Below are 20,988 nucleotides of genomic sequence, written 5' to 3'. Positions count from 1 at the left end.
CGACCGCGCCGCGCTGGGGAGGTGTGGTCGTATGAGCACCGCTGCCGTTCCCATCCTCATGTATCACTCGATCGCCACCGCGCCCAACGACGCGACGCGTGAGCTGTCCGTCGCGCCCGAGGCGTTCGCCGAACAGTTGGAGTTGCTCGGGGACCTGGGATTCACTCCGGTCAACACAGCCGATCTGGGAGCGGGTTGGCGCTCCGGTGGCCCGCTGCCCGAGCGTCCCGTGCTCATCACTTTCGACGACGGCTACGAGGGCGTGCACCGGCACGGGCTGCCCGTGCTCGCCAAGCACGGCTTCGCGTCCACGCTGTTCGTCTCGACGGGCTGGCTGCGCGGCGCGTACGACACCGGGGGCAGCCTCGACACCATGCTGGACTGGGACCAGGTGCGCCAACTCGCCGAGGAGCAGGTGGAGATCGGCGGTCACAGCCATACCCACCCGCAGCTGGACCAGCTCGACGACGACGCGCTCCGGTTCGAGGTGCAGCGCTGCCGGGAGATCATCGCCGACGAACTGGGAGTCCACCCCGCCTCGTTCGCGTATCCGTACGGCTACTCCAGCCGCCGGGTGCGCCGCACGGTGCGCGAGGCGGGCTTCGCCCAGTCGCTCGCCGTCGGCAACGCCCTGGCCCGCCGCCGTCAGGGCCCGTACGCCCTGCAACGCGTCACCGTGCGCCGCAGCACCGGTATCGAGGAGTTCGAGCGGCTGGTCGAGGGCCGCGCGATCGCCCGCAACTTCGCCCGGGACCGCGCCCTCACCAAGGGATACGCCATGGTCCGAAGAGCACGACAGGTCCGCCGGAAGGCCATCCGTTCCCGTGTCTGACACGACGACCACAGCCCAGGCTTCATCGCCCACGACCGACGCGCCCGAGCAGCGGTCCGGGCGCCGCCTCCGCCTGCCCGGCAGGGGCCGCAAGAACGGCAGCGGAGGCAACCAACTGTTCCGCAACGCCTACGCCCTGATGCTCAACACCGGCATCTCCGCGGTGCTCGGGCTCGGCTACTGGCTGGTCGCCGCCCGCTACTACACCGAATCGGCGGTCGGCCAGGGCTCCGCCGCCATCGCCGCGATGAAGCTGCTGGCCGGTCTGACCGCGGTGACGCTGACGGGCGCCCTGGCCCGCTTCATCCCCGTCGCCGGGCGCGCCACGGGACGCCTCATCTTCCGTACGTACGCGGGCAGTTCGGTGATCGTGGCGCTGGCCGCCGGCGTCTTCCTGCTCACCCTGAGCATGTGGGGACCCTCGTACCGCTTCCTGAGCAGCCCGCTGACCGGCCTCGGCTTCGTTCTCGCGGTCGTCGCCTGGTCGCTGCTGACGCTGCAGGACGGTGTGCTGACCGGGCTGCGCAGCGCGCTGTGGGTGCCGGTGGGCAACACCGTGTTCTCCGCGGTGAAGCTGGTGCTGCTCATCGTGCTCGCCGCCGCGATCCCCACGACGGGCGTCTTCGTCTCCTGGGTCGCCGCGATCGCCGTGTCGGTGGTGCCGCTCGGGCTGCTGGTCTTCCGGCGACTGGCCCCCCGGCATGTGAAGGCGACCGAGGAGCACGCCAAGCCGCCCTCGCTCAAGGAGATCGGCCGCTTCCTCGCGGGCGACTACACCGGCTCCCTCTTCTCGCTCGCCGTGGTCTACCTGGTCCCGGTGATCGTCGCCTCGCAGGTCAGCTCCACCGACAACGCGTACTTCTACATCACCACGACGATAGGCGGCACGGTCAATCTGCTCGCCATCAACATGGGCGCCTCACTGACCGTCGAGGGCTCGCACGACCCGGCGCGGCTCGCCTCGAACACCCGGGCCGCGCTGAAGCGGATGGCCCGGATCATGCTGCCGGTGTCCGCGCTGCTGTTCCTCGGCGCGCCGTTCATCCTGCGGGTCTTCGGCGACGGATACGCGGACGCGGCCACACCGCTGCTGCGCTGGTTCGCGGTCGGCGCGCTGCTGCGGGTCGTCATGGAGACGTACTTCGCGGTGCTGCGCGCCCAGAGCCGCACCTCCGGACTTGCCTATCTGCAAGGCCTGTTGTGCGCCCTCGTGCTCGGCCTGACGGTGATCCTGCTGCCCCGCATGGGCCTGACCGGGGCGGGCGTCGCCGAGATCTCCAGCCTCGCGGTGATCGTGGCCATCGCCGCGCCCAAGCTGTACAAGATCCTGCGGACCGCGCCGCCCGCCGAACTGCCGCAGGGCGCGGCGCCGGACGGGGACCTCGCCGACCTCGGGGCGCGCGACGTGCCCGCGTCCAAGCCGCGCGAGCCGAAGCGCGGCCCCGCCTGGGCCCTGGACTCCGACACCCTCGCCCTGGGCGTCCACGTCGACTTCGACCACCAGGAACGCAGGCCGGACGTACGCCCGGGACCGGGCACCCCGCCGGCCGGCACACCCAAGGCACGCCCGGACCACCGCCCGACCTGGGCACTACGCCCGCCCGTGGGCCTCCCGGTAGAGGCACGGGAGCCAGGATCGGAAGCCTCCCTGGGCCCGTCCGAGCCCCCGGAGATAGACGCCCCCTTTGAGACGGGCGATCAGGGCAGCGCCCCCTCAGAGGCGCGGGGCGTGACATCGAGCGGCTCCGCCACGTCGGCGCGACCATCCACACCCGACCCGCGCCCGACAAACAAACCGTCCAAACCCGGCGTCATCCTCGCCTGCCTACTGATCTCCGCCCTCCTCCTCTACTGGGTCCCGGCTCTCGACCTCAACGACGCCTCCCTCGCCCGCATGGGCGGCCTCGGCCTCATCTCGGTCCTCCCGCTGCCCACCCTCGTCGGCGCCGCCCTGCTGATCACGGTCTTCGCCTCGCTGCTCTGGATGAACCGCGAGCACAAGGGACTCCTGCTCATCACCCTGCTCGCCACCGTGGTCTCGCTGCACGCGCTCCCCGCGGTGATCGAGACCGAGCCACGGTTCGCGACGGCCTGGCAGCACCTCGGGTTCCTGGACTACATCGACCGCACCGGATCCGCCGTACCCGACCTGGACGCCCGCTGGAGCTGGCCGGGCTTCTTCGCGGCGGCCGCGTTCGTCGCGAAGGCCTGCGGTGTCACCGACCTCACCGAGGTGATCCGCTGGTGGCCGCTGACCATGCAACTCCTCTACCTGGCCCCGATGTTCCTGCTCGTACGTTCGATGAGGGCGAGCTGGCGCGCCAAGTGGACCGGCATCTGGATCTTCGTCCTGAGCGGCTGGGTCGGCCAGGACTACTTCTCGCCGCAGGGCTTCACGTATCTCCTCTATCTCGCCTTCGTGGCGATCCTGCTGGTCTGGTTCCGGGCCCCGCGCGTGCTGTGGGCGAAGGTGCGCCCCGGCGAGGCGGAGGTCGAGCCGACCGACCGACGGCAGCGGGCCGTGCTCCTCATGGTCCTGATCGGACTGTTCGCGGCGACCGTCCCGGCGCACCAGCTCACCCCGTTCATGATGCTGGGCGTCCTCACGCTCCTCGTCCTTGTCGGCCGCTCCGAACTGCGCGGCCTGCCCATCCTGTTCGCCGTCCTGGCCTGCGTGTGGATCGGCTTCATGGCCGAGCCGTACTGGTCGGGACACTTCAACGAACTCTTCGGCGGGGTCGGCGGCGTGGGCAGCAATGTGTCGACCTCCGTCTCCGGCCGTATCGAGGGCGGCAGTTCGACCCACAAACTCGTCCTCTACGCGCGCGTGCTGCTGGCCGGTGGAGTGATGGCGTTCGCCTGCTACGGCTGGTGGCGCCGGCGCGACCACAAGTACCGCGAGCGCTCGCTGCTCGTCCTCACCTTCGTGCCGTTCCTCGGCTTCGGTATGCAGTCGTACGGCGGCGAGATGGCCCTGCGCGTCTTCATGTTCGCCCTGCCGGGCGCGGCGCTGCTCGCCGGGCTCGCCTTCTTCCCGCGCACGGGCGTCACCGCGAAGGAACGGGACAAGGACCGGCTGAGCCTGGCCCCGCTCGCCGCCCTCATGGTGGGACTGCTCCTCATGGGCGGCTTCCTGGTGGCCCGTTGGGGCAACGAGTCCTTCGAGCGGATCCGGCCGGGCGAGGTCGCGGCCATGAACTACGTGTACGCGCACGACGATCCGACCGTACGGCTGCTGTGGCTCAGCAACGACACGGTCAACAACGTGACGCCCGCGATGCCGTGGGGCACCCGGGACATGGAGAAGGTGGAGTACCTGCCGACCCTGGCGCCGACCGATCCGGTCCTGGTGTCGGGGCTGGTCAAGTCCCTCAAGGACGCCGGGCCGAACTCGTACCTGATGATCAACCGCAGCCAGGTGATCTATCTTCAGCTGGACGTGGGCTATTCGGCCAGCTGGGAGTCGCGGCTCATCCGCAACCTCGACCACCGGCAGGACCTGAAGAAGGTCCTCGTCAACGACGACGTGACGATGTACACGCTGCGCACCCAGCCCGAGGGCAGGGTCCCGAAGGCCGATCCGGGACCGATCGGACCCCAGATCACCTGGACGCCGTGGTCGGTGGTCGGCGCTCTGGCGGCCGTGGCGCTCATCGTGCTGCTGACCGCGCGAGAGGTCGTACGGGTCGCGGTGCGGCCCGGCGTACGGCAGCTGCGGTGGCTGCAGAGCAGCTTCTGGTTCGCGCTGCCGCTGCTGGCGGTGTTGCTGGCTTCGCTGGTGCAGCGGTTCTTGACGATGAAGTAGTACCTCCGCACGTCCACGCGGTTGCTGAAGTGGCTCACCGTCTCATCGGGTGAGCCACTTCACGTCGTACGCCTTCATGTCGAACCTCTTGCCGTCCACCTCGGCGCTGAGGGAGCGGTCCAGGGTGTTCACGACCAGGACGGTCCTGTCGGTGGCGAGGACTCGGACGTCGGGCGCGTCGTCCGGGGCGACGGACACCGTCTTGTAGGTGGTGCCGGGCGGGAACTCCGCGCTGAAGCGGGAGAGGAGATCGAGCATGGGCAGGGCCGTGCCCCCGCCGGCGCCGTCGGTCGGCGTCCACAGGCAGCCAGGGCAGTCGGAGCCCTTCTCCTTCTCCGGGTTCCAGTAGAAGCCGGAGGTGGCGCCGCCGCGGGCCATCGCGATCAGTCCGGCGGCCTGGACGGCGCCGCGGTGGGTCTCGGACCAGCCCTTGCGCTCGTCGTTGCCGTCGGCCGGCTCGACGTAGTACTCGGCCCACCACAGCGGCAGGTCGTGGGTCCGCGCGCGCACCCACTCGCCGACGGCCGTGAACTTGTCGGTGGCCGCGAACTCGTCGGGCAGCAGGTCGTCGTCCTTGGTGTAGCTGGAGCCGTCGACCACGACGAAGTCGGCACCCGCCTTGTGTGTGTTCCAGTAGTCGAAGGCGTCGAGAACCCGCTGGTCCATGGCGCCCCAGGTGCCCTTCACCGTCGTGGACGCGTCGTGCTGCTGGCGCGGGTCGACGCTGTCCATGACGAGGTACGGCCCGCCGACCATGATGTCCTCATTGACCTTCTTCAGCGCCTTGTACACCAGGTTGTAGAGCTTGGTGTAACCCTCGTAGTCCCAGCGGCCCTCAGCGTCGTTCCAGAAGCCCTTGAACTCGTTCCAGACAACGAAGTGGCGGACGTCCGGATAGCGCTTGGCGACGGTCGCGGCGAGCGCGGCGAAGTCCTTGAAATGGGCGGGGTCCGGGGCGGTCTCCAGCGCGGCCTGGCTCCAGTTCGTGTTGTCCGCGCCGGACTTGCCGCCCTTCATCCAGTCCGGGGAGCAGCACAGGGTGACGACCGGGGTGCCGCCGGACCTGCGGACGAAGTCGACGCGGCTGTCCATCTCGGAGAAGTCATAACGCCCCTTGGACGGCTCGGGATTGCCGGCGCCCCAGCCCATGATGTGCTGGATCTGCGGCAACGACTGCTGCTCCAGCAGCCCCTGGACGCGCTCGGTGGCGGTGTCGTTGCCGGTATCGGCGCTGAACTGGGTGTGGGTGAAACCCCAGCCCACCTCCGGTTGCGGCGTTTCGGGCGGGGTGATCGGCGTGCCGTGCACCTTGTCCCCGTCGCGGGTCGTGCCCGCGGTGCTCCCGCCGTCCGAGGGCAGGGTGTTGAGCAGGGTCACCAAGAGGGCCAGAGCGGCCGCGCCCACGCCGAGCAGCGCGGTGAGCCGCCACCGCCGTGCCCCCGAATTCCACCCATGACGTCCCATCAAGGGCAACAGTAACGGCGGGGATCGGCCGTGGAACAGACTTTGTCGACGTACAGGCCGGTAATGGGACCGGCCGTCGGCCAACACGCCAGGCACACCCCGGAAACCGGGTGCACGCCGCGCCCGCGTGACCGATCATGGCGACATGTCTGCGAACCCACACGACGCTCTGCCGATCCGGCTCAACGTCGACGACAGCGACTCGCCGTCGGACGTCGTCGACGCGCTGTTCCTCGGCCGCTTCGCGACGGGCGAGCAGCCACACTCGCACGCGGCGAACATCGACCGCGTGCGGTCCGGGGCCACCCTGCTCCCGCCGGGCGCCCGCGTGCTGCGCTCGGCCCGCGACGACGACCGCAGCGCGACGCTCGCCGAGGGCGACGGCTGGACGCTGCTGGTGTCCCGCTGGAACCGGGGAGCCGACGTCACGGTCACCGCGACCACCGCCGAGCTGGCCGCGAAGATCGTCGACCAGGCCACGGACGGCGCGGCCGACGAGCCCGAACCCCAGCCGGAGAACGTGACGATGGGGTTCTGGTACGTGTCCCCGCGCCGGGGCCCGCACCGCACCACCCGCCAGATCTCGGCGGGCACGTGGGAAGAGGTGCGGGCGAACTACACCGCGCCGGTGGCGGACGCCATGGACCACCTGATGAAGACGACCCCGGAGGACATCGCGGGCCGGCTCCTCCTGCTGCACGGCCCGCCCGGCACGGGCAAGACGTCCGCGCTGCGGACCCTGGCCCGCTCCTGGCGCGACTGGTGCCAGGTGGACTGTGTCCTCGACCCGGAGCGGCTCTTCTCCGACGTCGGCTATCTGATGGACATCGCGATCGGCGAGGAGGACGGCACGGGGAAGGGCCGCTGGCGGCTGCTCCTGCTGGAGGACTGCGACGAACTCATCCGCGGCGAGGCCAAGCACACCGCGGGGCAGGCACTCTCGCGTCTGCTCAATCTCACGGACGGGCTGCTGGGCCAGGGCCGCAACGTCCTCGTGGGCGTCACCACGAACGAGGACCTGGAGCGCCTCCACCCCGCGGTGGTCCGCCCCGGCCGCTGCCTCGCCCGCATCGAGGTCGGGCCCCTGACCCGCGGCGAGGCGGTGAGCTGGCTGGGCACGGAGGAGGGCGTCCCCCGCGACGGCGCGACCTTGGCGGAGCTGTACGCACTCCGCCGGGGAACCACTCCGACGTCGGTACCCGATCAGCGGGAGGGTGCGGACGCGGGGCTGTACCTGTAGTTCCCCGGCACCCGCGCTCCGGTGCTTTGATGGAGGTATGACCCTGTTCGTCGGCACGTCGGGGTGGCAGTACAAGGACTGGCGCGACGTCTTGTATCCGGCCGGGGTGCCCATGCGGCTGTGGCTGGAGGAGTACGCGGCGCGGTTCGCCACGGTCGAGATCAACAACGCCTTCTACCGGCTGCCGACGCGGGAGACCTTCGAGGACTGGCGGGAGCGCACCACGCCGGACTTCGTCGTCGCCGTCAAGGCCAGCCGCTACCTGACGCACATCAAACGGCTACGCGACCCCGAGGAGCCGGTGCACCGGCTCCTGAGCCACGCCGCCGGGCTCGGCGACCGGCTCGGACCGATACTGCTCCAGCTCCCGCCCACACTGCGCGCCGACCCCGCTCTCCTCGACGGCTGTCTCGCCTGCTTCCCCGCCGACGTCCGCGTCGCGGTCGAGCCACGCCACGACTCCTGGTGGACACCGCAGGTGCGCAAGGTACTGGAGGCACGGGGCGCCGCCCTGTGCTGGGCCGATGTGCTGTCCCGCCCGGTGACCCCGCTGTGGCGGACCGCCGACTGGGGCTACGTCCGCTTCCACGTGGGCCGCGCCGCCCCGTGGCCGCACTACGGCCGCCGGGCCCTGACCACCTGGGCCCACCGCATCGCCGACACCTGGCCCGACGACCACGAGATCTACGCGTACTTCAACAACGACCCGCACGCGGCAGCGGTCCAGGACGCGGTGACTTTCGCCCGAGCGGCAACGACAACGGGCCTGACGGTGACCCGCACACCGGCCCACGTGCCCGCGACGTGAACCCTCCTACCCCCCGTAAGCCGCCCGCAGGGCATCCCGTACGGCGTCGAGCGCGGCGGACTCCGTCAGGCCGAGGCGGTGTACGCGCTCCGCGTAGACCTGGGCGGCGGTCGCGGCCTCGCGTTCGGCCGCCGAGCCGGCGGCGGCCACGAACGTTCCGTTGCGGCCCCGCGTCTCGATCACCCCGTCCGACTCCAGGGCCCGGTACGCCTTGGCAACCGTGTTCGCGGCGAGACCGAGTTCCTCAGCCAGCCCCCGTACCGTGGGCAGCTTGTAGCCGACCGGCAGCACTCCGGAACGGACCTGCTCGGAGATCTGGGCGCGCACCTGCTCGTAGGGCGCGGCCCCCTCATCGATGTGGATCTTCAGCGTCACGGAGCGATTGTCCCGCACCCGCCGGAAAATGAGAGGCATCGGGACACACCCCACGCGTAGCGTGCGACACCATGACTGTGATCGTTCGCGAACTGCGTCGCGGGGACCCGGCGGACGCCGAGTCCTTCGCCCGCATCCGTCACCTGGCTCTCCCTTTCATGCTCCACACCCCCGAGTCCATCGCCTACGACATGGAGTACGCCCACCCCGACGCCCACTACCAGCCCCTGCTGGCTCTGGAGGACGGCGAGCCCATCGGCACGGCGAACGTGAGCATGGTGTACGACAGCCCGGAACCCGGGCATGCGCTCGTCAACATCTATGTGCACCCGGAGCGGACGGGCCGCGGCGCGGGCTCCCTGCTGGTGCGCACCGCCGAGGAGCGGCTGGGCGCGCTCGGCGCGACGAGGCTCCACGCCTGGGTGCTGGACCAGCCCGCGAACCGTTCCTTCGCCCAGCGGCACGGCTACCGTCCGAGCCGCTCCGCGCACTTCCTCCGCCTCGACCTGGCGAACGGCGTCCTGCCGCCGCGCCAAGAGCCCCCCGCGGGCGTCGAGCTGCGCACGGCCGCGGACTTCGCGGACGACCCGCGCCCGCTGTTCGAGCTGGACGCGGAGACCCTGCTGGACGAACCGAGCGACGTCGAGCGCGAGTTCACGGACTACGAGGCCTGGCTGCGGGAGACCTGGAACCACCCGCTCCTCAGCCACGAGCTGACCTCGGTCGCGGTGGTCGACGGCCGCCCCGCCGCGTTCAGCGCGGCCCGCACCGATGGTGGCACCCGCTACGGCACCGTCATGACCGGCACCGCCCGCGCCCACCGCGGCCGCGGGCTCGCCAAGCTAGCCAAGAACGACTCCTTGCACCGCGCCCGCGCCGCCGGCCTCACAGAGGCGTTCACGGGCAACGACTCCGGCAACGAACCGATGCTGGCGATCAACAAGTGGTTCGGCTACGAGGTCTGCGCGACGGAGGTGCAATATGTCCGCGAACTCGGCTGACGCTCCGGGCCTGGTGGAGGTCGTCCTCGTCAAGTCCGGCCGTACGAAGATCCGCTACCCCGCCGAGCTGCTCGCCGACGACGGCACCCGCGTCACCGTGCGCGCCCCCTGGGCGGGCGACGGCGTCCGCGACTTCGGCTTCGTACGGTTCGAACCGGGCGACGTCTTCACCGAGTACTACTGGCGGGACCGCTGGTACGCGGTGAAGGAGGTCCGTGACGCGCGGGGCGTACGGAAGGGCTGGTACTGCGACATCACCCGCCCGGCCACCGTCTCGGGCGGTGAGCTGGTCGTCGAGGATCTCGACCTGGACCTGTGGCGCTCCGCGGACGGCACGGCCGTACTCCGCCTGGACGAGGACGAGTTCGCGGCGAGCGGTCTCGCCACCACCGACCCTCAGGCCGCGACCGCAGCGCAAGACGCCCTCGACACCCTCGAACGCCTGGCCCGCGAGGGCGGCTTCGAGGCACTGCTCGCCGAGTAGTGCCTCGTCAGGCCCTGTCCTGTCGGTCAGACCTCGGTCAGACCTCGGCCAGCACCGCGTACCGCTCGTCCGCCACCTCCCGCCCCCACAGCCGGGCGTCGTCCGACAGCCGCTCCACGCGCAGGTCCGACACGAAGGGCCGGAGGAGGGTGGTCAGCCGGTCGACAGGTATGCCGAGGGGGCTCACCGTCCCCCACACCCCCTCGACCAGGACGAGCCGCCCTCCGGGGCGCAGCAGCCCACGCCAGTGCCGCAGGACGCGCTCGGGGTCGGGCAGGGCCCACAGGACGTGCCGGACGAGCAGGACGTCGAACCGCTGCTCGCCGACGGGCGGCGCCGTCGCGTCACCCACGAGGAACACCGCGTCACGCCCGGCGAGCTTGGCGCGGGCGAGGTCGACCATGCGCGGCGAGAAATCGATCCCGGTGACGCGGTGTCCCCGCTCGGACGCGAGGAGCGACAGGCTGCCGGTGCCGCAGCCGAGATCGAGCACGTCGGACGGGGACTCGGGCAGCCACGCGCGCAGCCGCGCCGCCCAGGCCTCCCGCACGGCGGTGTCACGCAGCCCGTGGTCCGGCTCGTCGTCGAAGGTGGCCGCCTCGGCGTCCCAGTCGACGTCCACACGCGCATTGACATCGTTCTGACGAAGATTGACCCTGCTCCGACCTGGATTCATGTCGCTGTAACCCGCCATGTGCACCAGGGTGACACCCACCACTGACAGTCGAATCGTGACAGCCGCCACAGACAGATCGCGACCGATGAGGAACTCTCGCCGAAAGGGTCTGCCTCCGTACAACGACGGAATCAGGTAGACGCTAAGGAGGCAGCCATGCGCCGTGTGACCGTGCAGAAGCCCCTGAGGAAGTCGGACTCCCGCCGAGTGCGGGACGAGGCCGACGAGCGCCCTGCCGAGCGCCCGGAGGTCCGAAAGGACATCCACCGCACGTGGTGGCCGGACGGGTGAGCCGCCCGGGCGACCATCACCCGGGCAGCCGTCAGCCGAGCCGTTTGCGGTAGTGGATGCGGTCGTACGGGCCGTCCACGCGGCGCTCCACGACCTCGTACCCGTACTTCGGATAGAGCTCCTGGTTCTCCCACATCATCGCGTTTGTATAGAGCCGGATCTCGGCCAGTCCGAGCGCACGCGCGCGTGCGTCCAGGAACGCCAGCAGCCGTCGCCCCACGCCCTTCCCATGGGCGTCGGGGCGCACGGCGATGCTGTCGAGGAAGAGATGGTCCTCGTAGGCCTCGATCACCACGAGGCCCGTCACGGGCTCCCCCGTGACGAACACCCGCCCCGCGGCCACGTTCGCCGTGTGATCCGCCTCCATGGGTTGGGGCACCACGCCGATGCGCTCGATGTAGTGGTGATACGCGGCGTCGGTCACGGCCTTCACGGCGGCCACGTCGGTGGCGACGGCCGGGCGGATCTCCGGTTCGTTCGAAGCGTTCGTCATGGCCGGAACGGTACCTACCTGATCGCAGTCTCAGCGCTTCCTTAACGCGGCCATAAGGATCTCCCTCACCCGCCTCCAGCAGGCGATTTCGCGGTTTCTTGGGGCTAGTTTGCTGATCACCCCACGGGTTCAGCCCACGCATCCGGGACCGTTTCGAGGAGCTCCCCCATGACTGCACGCCGCAAGGCTGCCTTCGTCGCCGCCGGTGTCGCCCCGCTCGCTCTGACGGCGCTCACCGCCGCGCCGGCCGCCGCGCACGGCACGATGGGCGATCCGGTCAGCCGGGTCTCCCAGTGCTACGCGGAGGGTCCGGAGAGCCCCAGGTCGGCCGCCTGCAAGGCGGTCGTCGCGGCGGGCGGCACCCAGGCGCTCTACGACTGGAACGGCATACGTATCGGCGACGCGAACGGGCAGCATCAGGCGCTGATCCCGGACGGCAAGCTGTGCAGCGCGAACAGCGACGAGTTCAAGGGCCTGGACCTGGCCCGCGAGGACTGGCCGACCACGAGCGTGAGCAGTGGCTCGTACACCTTCAAGTACCGGGTGACCGCGCCGCACAAGGGCACCTTCAAGGTCTACGTCACCAAGTCCGGTTACGACCCGTCCCAGCCGTTGGCCTGGGACGACCTGGACCTCCGGAACCCGGTCGCCACGGCCACCGACCCGACCGCGTCGGGCGGCTTCTACACGTTCTCCGGCACTCTCCCGCAGCGCTCCGGCAAGCAGTTGCTGTATGCGATCTGGCAGCGGTCGGACAGCCCGGAGGCCTTCTACTCCTGCTCGGACATCACGTACGGCGGGAGCGACAGCGGCACCAGCGCCGGCAGCGGCGACAGCGGTGACAGCGGCAGTGGTGACAGCGGCAGTGGTACGACGAGCAGTTCCTCCCCGACCCCGACCGCCCCGACCGCCTCGGCACCCTCCGAGGAGCAGATCGAGGCCGGCGCCGACAAGTCGACCGTCGAGCATCACGGCCACGGCGACAACGACGCCAGTACGTCCGCGGAACCCACCACGGCCGCCCCGGTCGCGGAAACCTCCGCCCCGGCCAACCCGATCCAGGCCCAAGCGGCCGGTGCCTCCGAGAACCTCGCCGAGACCGGCGGCGACGGCACCACCCCGTACCTCGCGGTCGGCGGTGCCGCCGCCCTGGCACTAGGTGCGGCGGCGCTGTTCGCCTCGGTCCGCCGCCGCGCGGTGAGCAGCGGACGCCGCGGCCGCTAGCGCGAGGGAATCCGGGGTCTGTCCGGCGGCTCAGGCCGGACAGACCCCGGCCACGTGCTCAACCGAACACGGACGCACAGGTGGTCGCGGTGGCGTGCGCCGGGTCGAGGGCGTTGGCCACCTCGTGGAAGGCGATCCGGTCCAAGAGCCCGATCGCCGCGTGCTCGGAGAGGTCGAGCGGACACAGGTCCTGCACGAGCACGTTGTGGACGTCGGGTCCGGTGAGGAACTGCGAGCGGTACGGCGTGACCACCTCGTCGTACTTGGTGGCGATGACCGTGTAGTGGACGCCCGGGACGGTGTCTCCACCGGCGTTGAGCTTGGTCAGGAACGCGGAGCCGACGACCTGGTCGGCGAGCGCGGGCGTGGCCGTGGACAGCAGGTCCTCGGCGCCGGGGAAGTACGGCAGCAGGTTGGTGAGGCCGTTGAGGGTGGTGCCGTGATTGTCCGGCGCGATGCCGACGAGGGCGTTCACCTTGGCGGCCCCGCCGAGGAACTTGAGGTAGTAGCGGGGCATCAGGCCGCCCTGCGAGTGGCCGACGAGGTCGGTCTCGGCGGCGCCGGTCGCGGCGAGCACCTTGTCGACGAAGACCTGAAGCTGTTCGGCCGACTTGTCGATGGGCCCGAGGGCGTTGAAGAACGGGACACCGGGCAGTTGCCCGTAGTCGAGGGAGTAGACGCAGTACCCGCGGTTCACCAGGTAGGGCGCGAGGGCCAGCCAGTTGTCCACCGAGTTCGCGAACGTGCCGTGGACGAGGACGACAGGGCGGGGATGGGCGGCGGAGGGCTTGCAGGAGTAGTCGTTCCAGCCACTGCTCGGCGCGGCGGCCTGGGCGGTGGCGGCGGGACCGACGGCGATCGCGCCGGTCAGCAGCAGTGCGGCGAGGAGGGGTCTGAGCAGGCGCTTCCAAGGCAGCATCGAGTGATCTCCTTGCGGCTCAAGGGAGTGACGACGGCGTACGCCCTGTGATCCGGATCACGAGGATGCTGTTCACTCGTCAAGTTACGGACGAGTAGTCCAAGTGTGAAGTTACGCGTCAGTAAAAAATTTCAGTGATGGCCGACAACGCCGATGCGCACCAAAGAAACGTGATAATGGCCCGTCACCAGGTAGGCCTGATCGGCCCGTTGGGCGCGATACGCACCAACTGGTCACGCAACGCGCGCACTTCACCCTCCCCCAGCAGTTCGCCCCACGTCCGCACGGCGTCGGCGGCCGCCGCCTCCGCCGCGCGAGTGCAGGCCCAGCCACGCTCGGTCAGCACGATCAGTCGGGCGCGGGCGTCATCGGGGTGCGGCCGCCGCTCCACGTACCCCTTGCGCACCAGCTCATCGACGAGCTGACTCGCGGCCTGCTTGGTGACCCCGAGATGGGTGGCGAGGTCGGTGACCGTCGCGCCGTCCGGGGCGAGCCGGGTGAACGCGAAGCCGTGCGCGGGCCGCAGCCCCTCGAACCCACGGGCGACGACGCCCTCGTGAATGCGCTGCGTCAGCTCACCGGCGACGGCGAGCAGGGTGGCGGACAGGGCCATGGCGTCGGAGTTCTGCACGCATGAATTGAAACACCCTTGACGGATTGGTCAAGCAACTTGACCATAGACCCGGACATAGTCAAGCTTCTTGACCACTTACCTGGAGGCACCCATGCCCGTCATCCGCTCATCCGAAGCCGTCGTTCACGAGATCCACGGCGCCCGCTTCGTCTCGTACGCCACCCCCCTCAGTGGCAGCAAGGAGTTGTGCGCCTGGCGGGGCGAGATTCCCGCGGGGCACAAGGCTCCGGTGCACACCGTCAACCGCGAGGAGATCTTCCACCTCCTCTCCGGCGAGCTGCTGATCACGCTCGACGGCCGCGCCGAGCGGATCACCGCGGGCGACACGGTGATCATCAACCCCGGCGCGACACTCGGCGTCGTGAACCCGACCCAGGAGACCGCGGTTTCCTGGGTCACCACCTCCATCGGCCTCCAGGCGGAGCTCGCCGACGGCTCGGTCCTCACCCCGCCGTGGGCGAACTGACCTGACAGTCCGCCATCACTCCAGACACTCCATAACCGATCTCACGTTCGAATCATGTCGCTGACCGGGGTCGGTGAGAGTTAGAGTAATCGAACGAGCGTACGAGGAACGTTTCGGGCGAATTATCGAAAAGGGGTGGAGTGATGGAGGTGCGGCATGACGGGCTTCGCCCACGTGCACGTCGCGTCCGGTTACTCCGCGCGGTACGGGGCCTCCCACCCCGAGCAGCTCGTCCGGCGGGCGGCCGAGCGCGGCATGACAGCGCTCGCGCTCACCGACCGGGACACGGTCACCGGCGCCGTGCGGTTCGCCCAGGCCTGCGCGAAGGAAGGGGTCCGGCCGATCTTCGGCGTCGATCTGGCGGTGGAGGCCCTCGCACCCCCTCCCCCGGCGCAGCGGCGCCGCACCCCGGCGCGCGGCGGCGCGCATGTGGTCGAGCCGCCCCTGCGGTTCGTACTGCTCGCACAGAACCGGACCGGATGGGCGCGGCTGTGCCGCATCACCTCGGCCGCCCACGCCGGTACCGCGTCGGGGGCGGCGCCGGTGGTCGTGCCGTGGGAGGCACTGCGCGAATACGGCGGCCCCGGCCTGACCGTGCTGCTCGGACCGCTCTCCGAACCGGTACGGGCACTGGCGGCCGACCGGGAGGACGTCGCCGTACGACTGCTGGCGCCCTGGCAGGAGATCTTCGGGAGCGGGATCCGGCTGGAGGCTGTCGCGCATAAACGTTTCAGCATCGGACCCGGTTCCCTCCGCCTGGCCGCCCGCACCCTGGCGCTGGCCGACCGCACCCGCACCACCGCCGTACTCTCCAACGCCGTCCGCTACGCCGACCCCGACCAGCACCGCCTCGCCGACGTCCTGGACGCCGCGCGACTGCTGCGCCCCATCGACCGGCGCCGCCTCGACACCGGGCAGCGCTGGCTCAAGGACGAAGGAAGGATGGCGGGCATCGCGCGGCTGATCACCGAATGCGCCGGAGTGGACGCCCGGCGGGCGCACCGCCTGCTCGCCGACACCGCTGCCACGGCGGCCGCGTGCACCGTCGACCCCGCGGCCGACCTCGGCCTCGGCACGGCCCACCTCCCGGAACCGGAGATGTTCGGCGCCGAGCCCGGGACGGGCGGCGCGGCCGGGGTGCTGCGCGAGCGGTGCGAGGACGGTATGGCCAGGCGCGGCCTCGACCAGGACCGGACCGCGCGCGACCGGCTGGACGAAGAGCTCTCCGTGATCTCCAAGCTGAACTACTCCTCGTACTTCCTCGCCGTCGGACAGGTCGTCGCCGACATCCGCGCCCAGGGCATCCGGGTCGCGGCCCGCGGCTCGGGCGCGGGCTCGATGGTCTGCCACGCGCTGGACATCGCCACGGCCAACCCGCTCGACCACCGCCTGCTGTTCGAACGCTTCCTCAGCGAACGGCGCGGGAGTCTGCCCGACATCGACATCGACGTGGAGTCCGCCCGACGGCTGGAGTGCTACGACGCGATCTTCGAAAGGTTCGGCAAGGAACGGGTGGCGGTCACCGCGATGCCCGAGACCTACCGGGCCCGCCGCGCCCTGCGCGACACCGGCCTCGCCCTCGGCATCGCACCGGCGGACGTCGACCGGATCGCCAAGAGCTTCCCGCACCTGCGGGCCTCCGACATCACCAGTGCGCTCGCCGAGCTGCCCGAGCTGCGGCAGCTGGCGGCCGAGGCGGGTCGGTACGGGCCGTTGTGGGAGCTGGCCGAAAGCCTCGACTCCCTGGTCCACGGCATGGCCATGCACCCCTGCGGCGTGGTCATCAGCGACGCGACGCTCCTGGACCGGCTGCCGGTGCAGCCGACTCCGCAGGGCGACTACCCGATGGCGATGGCGGCGAAGGAGGAGATCGAGGCGCTGGGCAACATCAAACTGGACGTCCTGGGCGTACGGATGCAGTCCGCGATGGCCCATGCCGTCACCGAGATCGAACGCACGACCGGCAACCGCATCGACCTGGACGATCCACGGCAGGTGCCGCTCGATGACGTCTTCGCCTTCAAGCTCATCCAGGAGAGCCAGACCCTGGGCCTGTTCCAGCTGGAATCGCCCGGCCAGCAGGACCTGTTGTCCCGGCTGCAGCCCCGCGACCCGCAGGACGTCATCGCCGACATCAGCCTCTTCCGCCCCGGACCGGTCGCCGGCGGTATGCCTGAGCGGTACATCGCGGCCCGCCACGGCGGCACACCGCACTACGCCCACCCGGACCTCGAACCCGTGCTCGCCGACACCTACGGCGTGACCATCTGGCACGAGCAGATCATCGAGACCTTGCATGTGATGACCGGGTGCGACCGGGCGATGGCCGAGGTTGCCCGCCGGGCCCTCGGCGACAAGGCCCGACTGCCCCGGATCAAGGACTGGTTCGACCGCCTGGCACGCGCCCGCGGCTACACCGCGGCCGTCCGGGATCAGGTCTGGAAGACCGTCGAGGCCTTCGGCGCCTACGGCTTCTGCCGCGCGCATGCGGTCGCGTTCGCTGTACCGGCTCTGCAGAGCGCCTGGCTCAAGGCCCACTACCCGGCGTTCCTGCTGGCCGGTCTCCTCGAACACGACCCCGGTATGTGGCCCAAGCGCGTCCTGGTCTCCGACGCCCGCCGCCGCGGCGTACCGATCCTGCCCGTCGACGTCAACCACTCCAGGGCGACGCACACCGTGGAGCAGACCGCCGATCGGCAGTGGGGTGTACGGCTCGCGCTGTCCGCGGTGCACGGCATCAGCGAGGAGGAGTGCGCCCGGATCGAGGCGGGGCAGCCGTACGGATCGCTGTCGGACTTCTGGCAGCGGGCCCACCCCAGCAGACCGGTCGCCGAACGCCTCGCCGAGATCGGCGCCCTGAACTGTCTCCACGACGGCCGCCTCACGCGCCGTGACCTGCTGCTGCAGATCGCCGAACTCCACCGGGCCTCCCGCACCCGGTCCGCCGCCAAGGGCCAGCTGCCCCTCGACGCGGGCGCCGTCGGCGGAGCGGAGCCCAGCGGCCTGCCCGAGATGACCGGCCGCGAAGCCCTGAGCGCGGAGCTGAACACGCTCGGCATCGACGTCTCCAAACACCTGATGGAACATCACCACCGGCTGCTGCGGGAGATCGGCGCGACCGACGCGGCCCACCTGGCCGGCCTGCGCGCCGGTCAACAGGTCCTCGTCGCCGGCGTGCGGGCCTCGACCCAGACCCCGCCGATCGCCAGCGGCAAGCGCATCATCTTCGTCACCCTGGAGGACGGCTCCGGCCTGGTCGACCTGGCCTTCTTCGAGGACTCCCACCCGGCCTGCGCGCACACCGTCTTCCACAGCGGGCTGCTGCTGGTCCGCGGCACGGTCCAGGTGCGCGGCACCCGCCGTACCGTCGTCGGCACCATGGCCTGGGACCTGGACGAGATTGCCGCGGCTCGCCGAGACGAGGGTCCCGAGGCTGCACTTGCCCTCCTCGGCGCCAGCCACCCGCACCCGACCCCTGCACAGCCGCAGCGGACCCTGGTCAACGGCACCACAGGCGCTCGGCTGCACCCGTATGCCGACCTGCAGCCCGCCGGTAACCGTTCGGCCGACCTGAAGAAGTTCGGCTACACCAGCCCGGGGAGCGCAGGATGACCACCCGTCAGCGGCACATCGCCCACCTCCATCTGCACGCCACACTGACCGAGGATCAGCATGCTGACATAATCGAACTGATGTCCGGCATCACGCCTCATGTCCAGGCCGTCCCGCCCAACGCTGTCCAGCTCGATCTGACATCGGCACTCAGATACTTCGACCTGTCCCCCTACGACGTGGTCCAGCTGGCGAAGATGAGGCTGAAGGCCCTCTATGGCATCGACAGCAGCGCCGGCCTCGCCGGCAACCGCATGCTGGCCGCCATGGCGGCCGACGCGTCGGCGCCGGGTGACACCACCTGGATCCGTGACGGGCAGGCCGCCGACTGGCTCCGCCCCCGCCCCGTCACCGCACTGCCGGGCATCGGCCGCGCCACGGCGGAAACGCTCAACAGGTATGGGCTGCACGCCATCGGTCAGGTCGCCGACCTGCCCGCGGCAACCCTGCAGCGACTCCTCGGAGCCGGCTCGGCCCGTCTGCTGGCCGAGCGCGCCCGTGGCCATGATCCCCGTCCGGTCACCCCGTCGGAACCGGCAGCGCACCTGGTCGCCGACCTCGTACTGGAACGGGACTGCCTCGACCCGGCGCGGCATCACCGAGCGGTCCTGGGACTCGCCGACCAGATCGGCCAACGCCTGCGCGGAGAAAGGCAGATCGCCAACCGACTCACGCTCACCGTGCGGTACGCCGACCACAGTTCCACCACGCGTACGCGCACGCTGCCGGAACCGACCAACCACTCACCCGCCCTTGCCACAGCCGCTCTGGGGCTGCTGACCGCCCTCGAACTCCAGCGAGCACGAGTCCGCGCCTTCGCGATCCGTGCCGACAGCCTGCTGCCGGCCGGCAGCGCCTACTGGCAGCTCTCACTGGATCCTGGCGATGCTCGTGCCCGCGCAGCCGAAGCCGCCGCAGACCGTGCCCGCCGACGTTTCGGGCCGGGGGCTGTACGTCCGGCCGCTCTGGCGGACTGATCGCTTGTGCCAAGAACCACTGGTTCCTGGTGAAGGCGGTCATGTGGGGCACGGAAGTCCGGATGGGCGTCATAGCACTGCAAATGCCTCTTCCGTTTCACGGAAGGGATTCGGTACTGGGTGTCCTTGCGCCGCGTGCCGCGGCCCGGTGGTGTGGGGTCAGCCTGCGGTGGGGGACGGGACGTTGTCGCGTACGAAGACGGGCTTGAGGCGCTTCTCGGGTAGTGCGTCCGGGAGTTGTTCCCAGTCGAGGACGTGGGAGACGACGCGCTCGGGGGCGACCCTTCCCGAGGAAGCGAGTTCCAGGGCGTCGGGGATGTGGTTGCGGACGTTGTCGCGGGCGATGCGCAGGGTGACGCCGGTGAGGTACATGTCGAGCAGGGGCAGCTCGCCGGGGCGGAAGTGGTTGCCCGCGGACTCGCAGATGCCTTCCGGGGCCAGACACTTGACGGCCAGGGCGAGCTGGTCGACCCGGCCGGTGGCCTCGACGGCGATGTCGAAGCCGTGCCGGACGGGTTCGAGCGCCTCGGCGGTGGTGGCGCCGTAGCCGCGGGCGATCTCGCGGTGTTCGGGGTTGGGGTCGACGTACAGGACTTCGGAGGCGCCGAGCGCGCGGGCGATGTCACACACGTACAGACCGATGCTGCCGCGGGCGACTACCAGGACGCGAGCGCCGGGCTTGTTCTTCAGGTGGGGTGCGACCAGGCGCCACGACAGCGACCAGTTGTCGCTGGCCGAGGCCATGGCGACGGGGTCGAGGCCGGCGGGCAGGGGGACGAGCATGGCGTCCGCCCAAGGGACGCGGACCAGGTCGGAGAACAGGCCGCCCCAACTACCGCCGATCGGCGCGCCGTACATGGCCATGTGCGGTACGGCCGTGCAGTGCGCGGTGAGTCCGGCGCGGCAGTGGTCGCAGGTGCCGCAGTTGATGGACCAGGGGACGACCACGAGGTCACCGGTGGCCACGGCCGTGACGGCGTCGCCGGTCTCTACGACCCGGGCCACGCATTCGTGGCCGAGGGCGAAGGGCGGGTCGATGAAGCCGTGCCCGGCCAGGATCGCGGAGTCGACGTCGCAGGAGGTGGCGGCCACCGGGGCAACGATCGCCTCCTGGTCGGACTGGAGCTTGGGGTCGGGCGCCTCGCGCCATTCGAGGGTATGCCGGGCGACATAGGTCAGCTCACGCATCGGCCTGCTGCCCCTTCGCCAGTGCCACCAGGTCGGCGTAGCGGATCACGGAGCCGCCCGCGCCCCAGGTGCCGTCGGGCTGCTCGTGCACCAGCACCCACACGCGCAGGGCGTCGGCGGGGGAGAGCCCGGCCGCGTCGAGCACGGTCTTGGTGGCGTCCTCGACCAGGCCGGCCTTGCGCCGCTCGGACAGCGCGCCCTGCGGAACCGTCACGTCCACGAGGAAGCGCGGCGTGTCGTCCTCGGCGGTGGTCTGCGCCCCTTCGGGCAGCTCGACGAGGTAGCTCCATGCCTGGGCGCGGAAGAACGTGGTGTCGGGCGCTCCCTCCCAGCGCAGCAGGACGGCGGCCAGGTCGCGCTGGACGGTCTTGCGGCCCTCCTCGGTCAGGGAACCGGACGGGACGGTGAGCCGGATCATCGGCATGACGAAGTCTCCCTTCAGCGGGCGCACGGTCTATGACGACCGTTATAACTGGAGATCACGCTAGACTATGACGAG

Annotated in this window: 19 protein-coding genes; 11 read left to right on the top strand and 8 right to left on the bottom strand. The window is 70.5% G+C overall.

Going from position 1 to position 20,988, the window contains the following annotated elements; genetic code table 11:
* Positions 1 to 31: 31 nt before the first annotated feature.
* A complete protein-coding gene (locus tag ACX28W_RS25135; RefSeq protein ID WP_459001602.1) occupies positions 32 to 832 on the top strand; it encodes a polysaccharide deacetylase family protein in 801 nt (266 codons plus the stop codon).
* Positions 825 to 4,637 (top strand): lipopolysaccharide biosynthesis protein, encoded by a 3,813-nt coding sequence (locus tag ACX28W_RS25130; RefSeq protein ID WP_459001601.1) that lies wholly within the window; start codon positions 825 to 827, stop codon positions 4,635 to 4,637. Before ACX28W_RS25135 ends, ACX28W_RS25130 begins: the two co-directional genes overlap by 8 nt.
* Positions 4,638 to 4,679: 42 nt before the next feature.
* Here ACX28W_RS25130 and ACX28W_RS25125 read toward each other — a convergent pair whose 3' ends face one another.
* The gene (locus ACX28W_RS25125; protein WP_459001600.1) at positions 4,680 to 6,101 is read right to left on the bottom strand and encodes a GH39 family glycosyl hydrolase; all 1,422 of its coding nucleotides are present in this window, start codon (positions 6,099 to 6,101) and stop codon (positions 4,680 to 4,682) included.
* Between the two features lie 145 nt (positions 6,102 to 6,246).
* On the opposite strand from ACX28W_RS25125, the gene ACX28W_RS25120 reads away from it, so the two are divergent.
* Together ACX28W_RS25120 and ACX28W_RS25115 are read left to right on the top strand one after the other, a co-directional pair.
* Complete coding sequence (locus ACX28W_RS25120) at positions 6,247 to 7,341, top strand: DUF5925 domain-containing protein (protein ID WP_459001599.1); 1,095 nt, start codon at positions 6,247 to 6,249, stop codon at positions 7,339 to 7,341.
* 37 nt (positions 7,342 to 7,378) lie between these two features.
* Positions 7,379 to 8,149 (top strand): DUF72 domain-containing protein, encoded by a 771-nt coding sequence (locus ACX28W_RS25115; protein ID WP_459001598.1) that lies wholly within the window; start codon positions 7,379 to 7,381, stop codon positions 8,147 to 8,149.
* 6 nt (positions 8,150 to 8,155) lie between these two features.
* Here ACX28W_RS25115 and ACX28W_RS25110 read toward each other — a convergent pair whose 3' ends face one another.
* Positions 8,156 to 8,524, bottom strand: coding sequence for a GntR family transcriptional regulator (locus tag ACX28W_RS25110; RefSeq protein ID WP_459001597.1), 369 nt, complete (start codon positions 8,522 to 8,524; stop codon positions 8,156 to 8,158).
* Between the two features lie 71 nt (positions 8,525 to 8,595).
* Here ACX28W_RS25110 and ACX28W_RS25105 point away from each other — a divergent pair, with 71 nt between their 5' ends.
* Both ACX28W_RS25105 and ACX28W_RS25100 read left to right on the top strand, forming a co-directional pair.
* Positions 8,596 to 9,525 carry a GNAT family N-acetyltransferase gene (locus ACX28W_RS25105; RefSeq protein ID WP_459001596.1) on the top strand — a complete coding sequence of 310 codons (930 nt, stop codon included), beginning with the start codon at positions 8,596 to 8,598 and terminating at the stop codon, positions 9,523 to 9,525.
* Positions 9,506 to 10,009, top strand: a complete 504-nt coding sequence (locus ACX28W_RS25100; RefSeq protein WP_459001595.1) for a DUF402 domain-containing protein — start codon at positions 9,506 to 9,508, stop codon at positions 10,007 to 10,009. The genes ACX28W_RS25105 and ACX28W_RS25100 overlap by 20 nt, the downstream gene beginning before the upstream one ends.
* A 37-nt stretch (positions 10,010 to 10,046) precedes the next feature.
* On the opposite strand, the gene ACX28W_RS25095 is transcribed toward ACX28W_RS25100, so the two are convergent.
* The gene (locus ACX28W_RS25095; RefSeq protein WP_459001629.1) at positions 10,047 to 10,685 is read right to left on the bottom strand and encodes a class I SAM-dependent methyltransferase; all 639 of its coding nucleotides are present in this window, start codon (positions 10,683 to 10,685) and stop codon (positions 10,047 to 10,049) included.
* Between the two features lie 156 nt (positions 10,686 to 10,841).
* On the opposite strand from ACX28W_RS25095, the gene ACX28W_RS25090 reads away from it, so the two are divergent.
* Positions 10,842 to 10,976, top strand: coding sequence for a hypothetical protein (locus ACX28W_RS25090; RefSeq protein WP_362068809.1), 135 nt, complete (start codon positions 10,842 to 10,844; stop codon positions 10,974 to 10,976).
* 31 nt (positions 10,977 to 11,007) lie between these two features.
* On the opposite strand, the gene ACX28W_RS25085 is transcribed toward ACX28W_RS25090, so the two are convergent.
* On the bottom strand, positions 11,008 to 11,469 hold the full coding sequence (locus ACX28W_RS25085; RefSeq protein WP_459001594.1) for a GNAT family N-acetyltransferase: 462 nt from the start codon (positions 11,467 to 11,469) through the stop codon (positions 11,008 to 11,010).
* 168 nt (positions 11,470 to 11,637) lie between these two features.
* On the opposite strand from ACX28W_RS25085, the gene ACX28W_RS25080 reads away from it, so the two are divergent.
* Positions 11,638 to 12,693: a lytic polysaccharide monooxygenase auxiliary activity family 9 protein gene (locus ACX28W_RS25080; protein WP_459001593.1), complete on the top strand. Its 1,056-nt coding sequence runs from the start codon at positions 11,638 to 11,640 to the stop codon at positions 12,691 to 12,693.
* Positions 12,694 to 12,751: 58 nt separating this feature from the next.
* Here the strand turns inward: ACX28W_RS25080 and ACX28W_RS25075 are convergent, their stop codons facing one another.
* Positions 12,752 to 13,612, bottom strand: coding sequence for an esterase/lipase family protein (locus ACX28W_RS25075; RefSeq protein ID WP_459001592.1), 861 nt, complete (start codon positions 13,610 to 13,612; stop codon positions 12,752 to 12,754).
* A 184-nt stretch (positions 13,613 to 13,796) separates the two neighbouring features.
* Entirely contained in the window at positions 13,797 to 14,243 is a 447-nt protein-coding gene (locus ACX28W_RS25070; RefSeq protein ID WP_459001591.1) for a MarR family winged helix-turn-helix transcriptional regulator, read from the bottom strand.
* 94 nt (positions 14,244 to 14,337) lie between these two features.
* Between ACX28W_RS25070 and ACX28W_RS25065 the strand changes: the two genes are divergently transcribed.
* The 3 genes from ACX28W_RS25065 to ACX28W_RS25055 all read left to right on the top strand — a co-directional run bounded on the left by ACX28W_RS25065 (position 14,338) and on the right by ACX28W_RS25055 (position 19,301).
* Positions 14,338 to 14,712, top strand: a complete 375-nt coding sequence (locus tag ACX28W_RS25065; RefSeq protein WP_459001628.1) for a cupin domain-containing protein — start codon at positions 14,338 to 14,340, stop codon at positions 14,710 to 14,712.
* A gap of 156 nt (positions 14,713 to 14,868) precedes the next feature.
* Positions 14,869 to 18,324 carry a DNA polymerase III subunit alpha gene (locus tag ACX28W_RS25060; protein WP_459001590.1) on the top strand — a complete coding sequence of 1,152 codons (3,456 nt, stop codon included), beginning with the start codon at positions 14,869 to 14,871 and terminating at the stop codon, positions 18,322 to 18,324.
* Positions 18,321 to 19,301, top strand: coding sequence for a DNA polymerase Y family protein (locus ACX28W_RS25055; RefSeq protein ID WP_459001589.1), 981 nt, complete (start codon positions 18,321 to 18,323; stop codon positions 19,299 to 19,301). The genes ACX28W_RS25060 and ACX28W_RS25055 overlap by 4 nt, the downstream gene beginning before the upstream one ends.
* 159 nt (positions 19,302 to 19,460) lie before the next feature.
* On the opposite strand, the gene ACX28W_RS25050 is transcribed toward ACX28W_RS25055, so the two are convergent.
* The gene (locus ACX28W_RS25050) at positions 19,461 to 20,489 is read right to left on the bottom strand and encodes a zinc-dependent alcohol dehydrogenase (RefSeq protein WP_459001588.1); all 1,029 of its coding nucleotides are present in this window, start codon (positions 20,487 to 20,489) and stop codon (positions 19,461 to 19,463) included.
* Positions 20,482 to 20,913, bottom strand: coding sequence for a tautomerase family protein (locus ACX28W_RS25045; RefSeq protein ID WP_459001587.1), 432 nt, complete (start codon positions 20,911 to 20,913; stop codon positions 20,482 to 20,484). The genes ACX28W_RS25050 and ACX28W_RS25045 overlap by 8 nt, the downstream gene beginning before the upstream one ends.
* Positions 20,914 to 20,988 lie beyond the last annotated feature (75 nt).

Source organism: Streptomyces sp. SD15 (genome assembly GCF_054462255.1).
The sequence above is the reverse complement of the archived record's forward strand: the minus strand, read 5'-3'. Positions and strand labels throughout refer to the sequence as shown.

Coding starts and splice junctions, on each gene's coding strand:
- ACX28W_RS25135 (WP_459001602.1), top strand. CDS start 32: ATGAGCACCGCTGCCGTTCCCATCCTCATGTATCACTCGATCGCCACC.
- ACX28W_RS25125 (WP_459001600.1), bottom strand. CDS start 6,101: ATGGGACGTCATGGGTGGAATTCGGGGGCACGGCGGTGGCGGCTCACC.
- ACX28W_RS25120 (WP_459001599.1), top strand. CDS start 6,247: ATGTCTGCGAACCCACACGACGCTCTGCCGATCCGGCTCAACGTCGAC.
- ACX28W_RS25115 (WP_459001598.1), top strand. CDS start 7,379: ATGACCCTGTTCGTCGGCACGTCGGGGTGGCAGTACAAGGACTGGCGC.
- ACX28W_RS25105 (WP_459001596.1), top strand. CDS start 8,596: ATGACTGTGATCGTTCGCGAACTGCGTCGCGGGGACCCGGCGGACGCC.
- ACX28W_RS25100 (WP_459001595.1), top strand. CDS start 9,506: ATGTCCGCGAACTCGGCTGACGCTCCGGGCCTGGTGGAGGTCGTCCTC.
- ACX28W_RS25095 (WP_459001629.1), bottom strand. CDS start 10,685: ATGAATCCAGGTCGGAGCAGGGTCAATCTTCGTCAGAACGATGTCAAT.
- ACX28W_RS25090 (WP_362068809.1), top strand. CDS start 10,842: ATGCGCCGTGTGACCGTGCAGAAGCCCCTGAGGAAGTCGGACTCCCGC.
- ACX28W_RS25085 (WP_459001594.1), bottom strand. CDS start 11,469: ATGACGAACGCTTCGAACGAACCGGAGATCCGCCCGGCCGTCGCCACC.
- ACX28W_RS25080 (WP_459001593.1), top strand. CDS start 11,638: ATGACTGCACGCCGCAAGGCTGCCTTCGTCGCCGCCGGTGTCGCCCCG.
- ACX28W_RS25075 (WP_459001592.1), bottom strand. CDS start 13,612: ATGCTGCCTTGGAAGCGCCTGCTCAGACCCCTCCTCGCCGCACTGCTG.
- ACX28W_RS25065 (WP_459001628.1), top strand. CDS start 14,338: ATGCCCGTCATCCGCTCATCCGAAGCCGTCGTTCACGAGATCCACGGC.
- ACX28W_RS25060 (WP_459001590.1), top strand. CDS start 14,869: ATGACGGGCTTCGCCCACGTGCACGTCGCGTCCGGTTACTCCGCGCGG.
- ACX28W_RS25055 (WP_459001589.1), top strand. CDS start 18,321: ATGACCACCCGTCAGCGGCACATCGCCCACCTCCATCTGCACGCCACA.
- ACX28W_RS25050 (WP_459001588.1), bottom strand. CDS start 20,489: ATGCGTGAGCTGACCTATGTCGCCCGGCATACCCTCGAATGGCGCGAG.
- ACX28W_RS25045 (WP_459001587.1), bottom strand. CDS start 20,913: ATGCCGATGATCCGGCTCACCGTCCCGTCCGGTTCCCTGACCGAGGAG.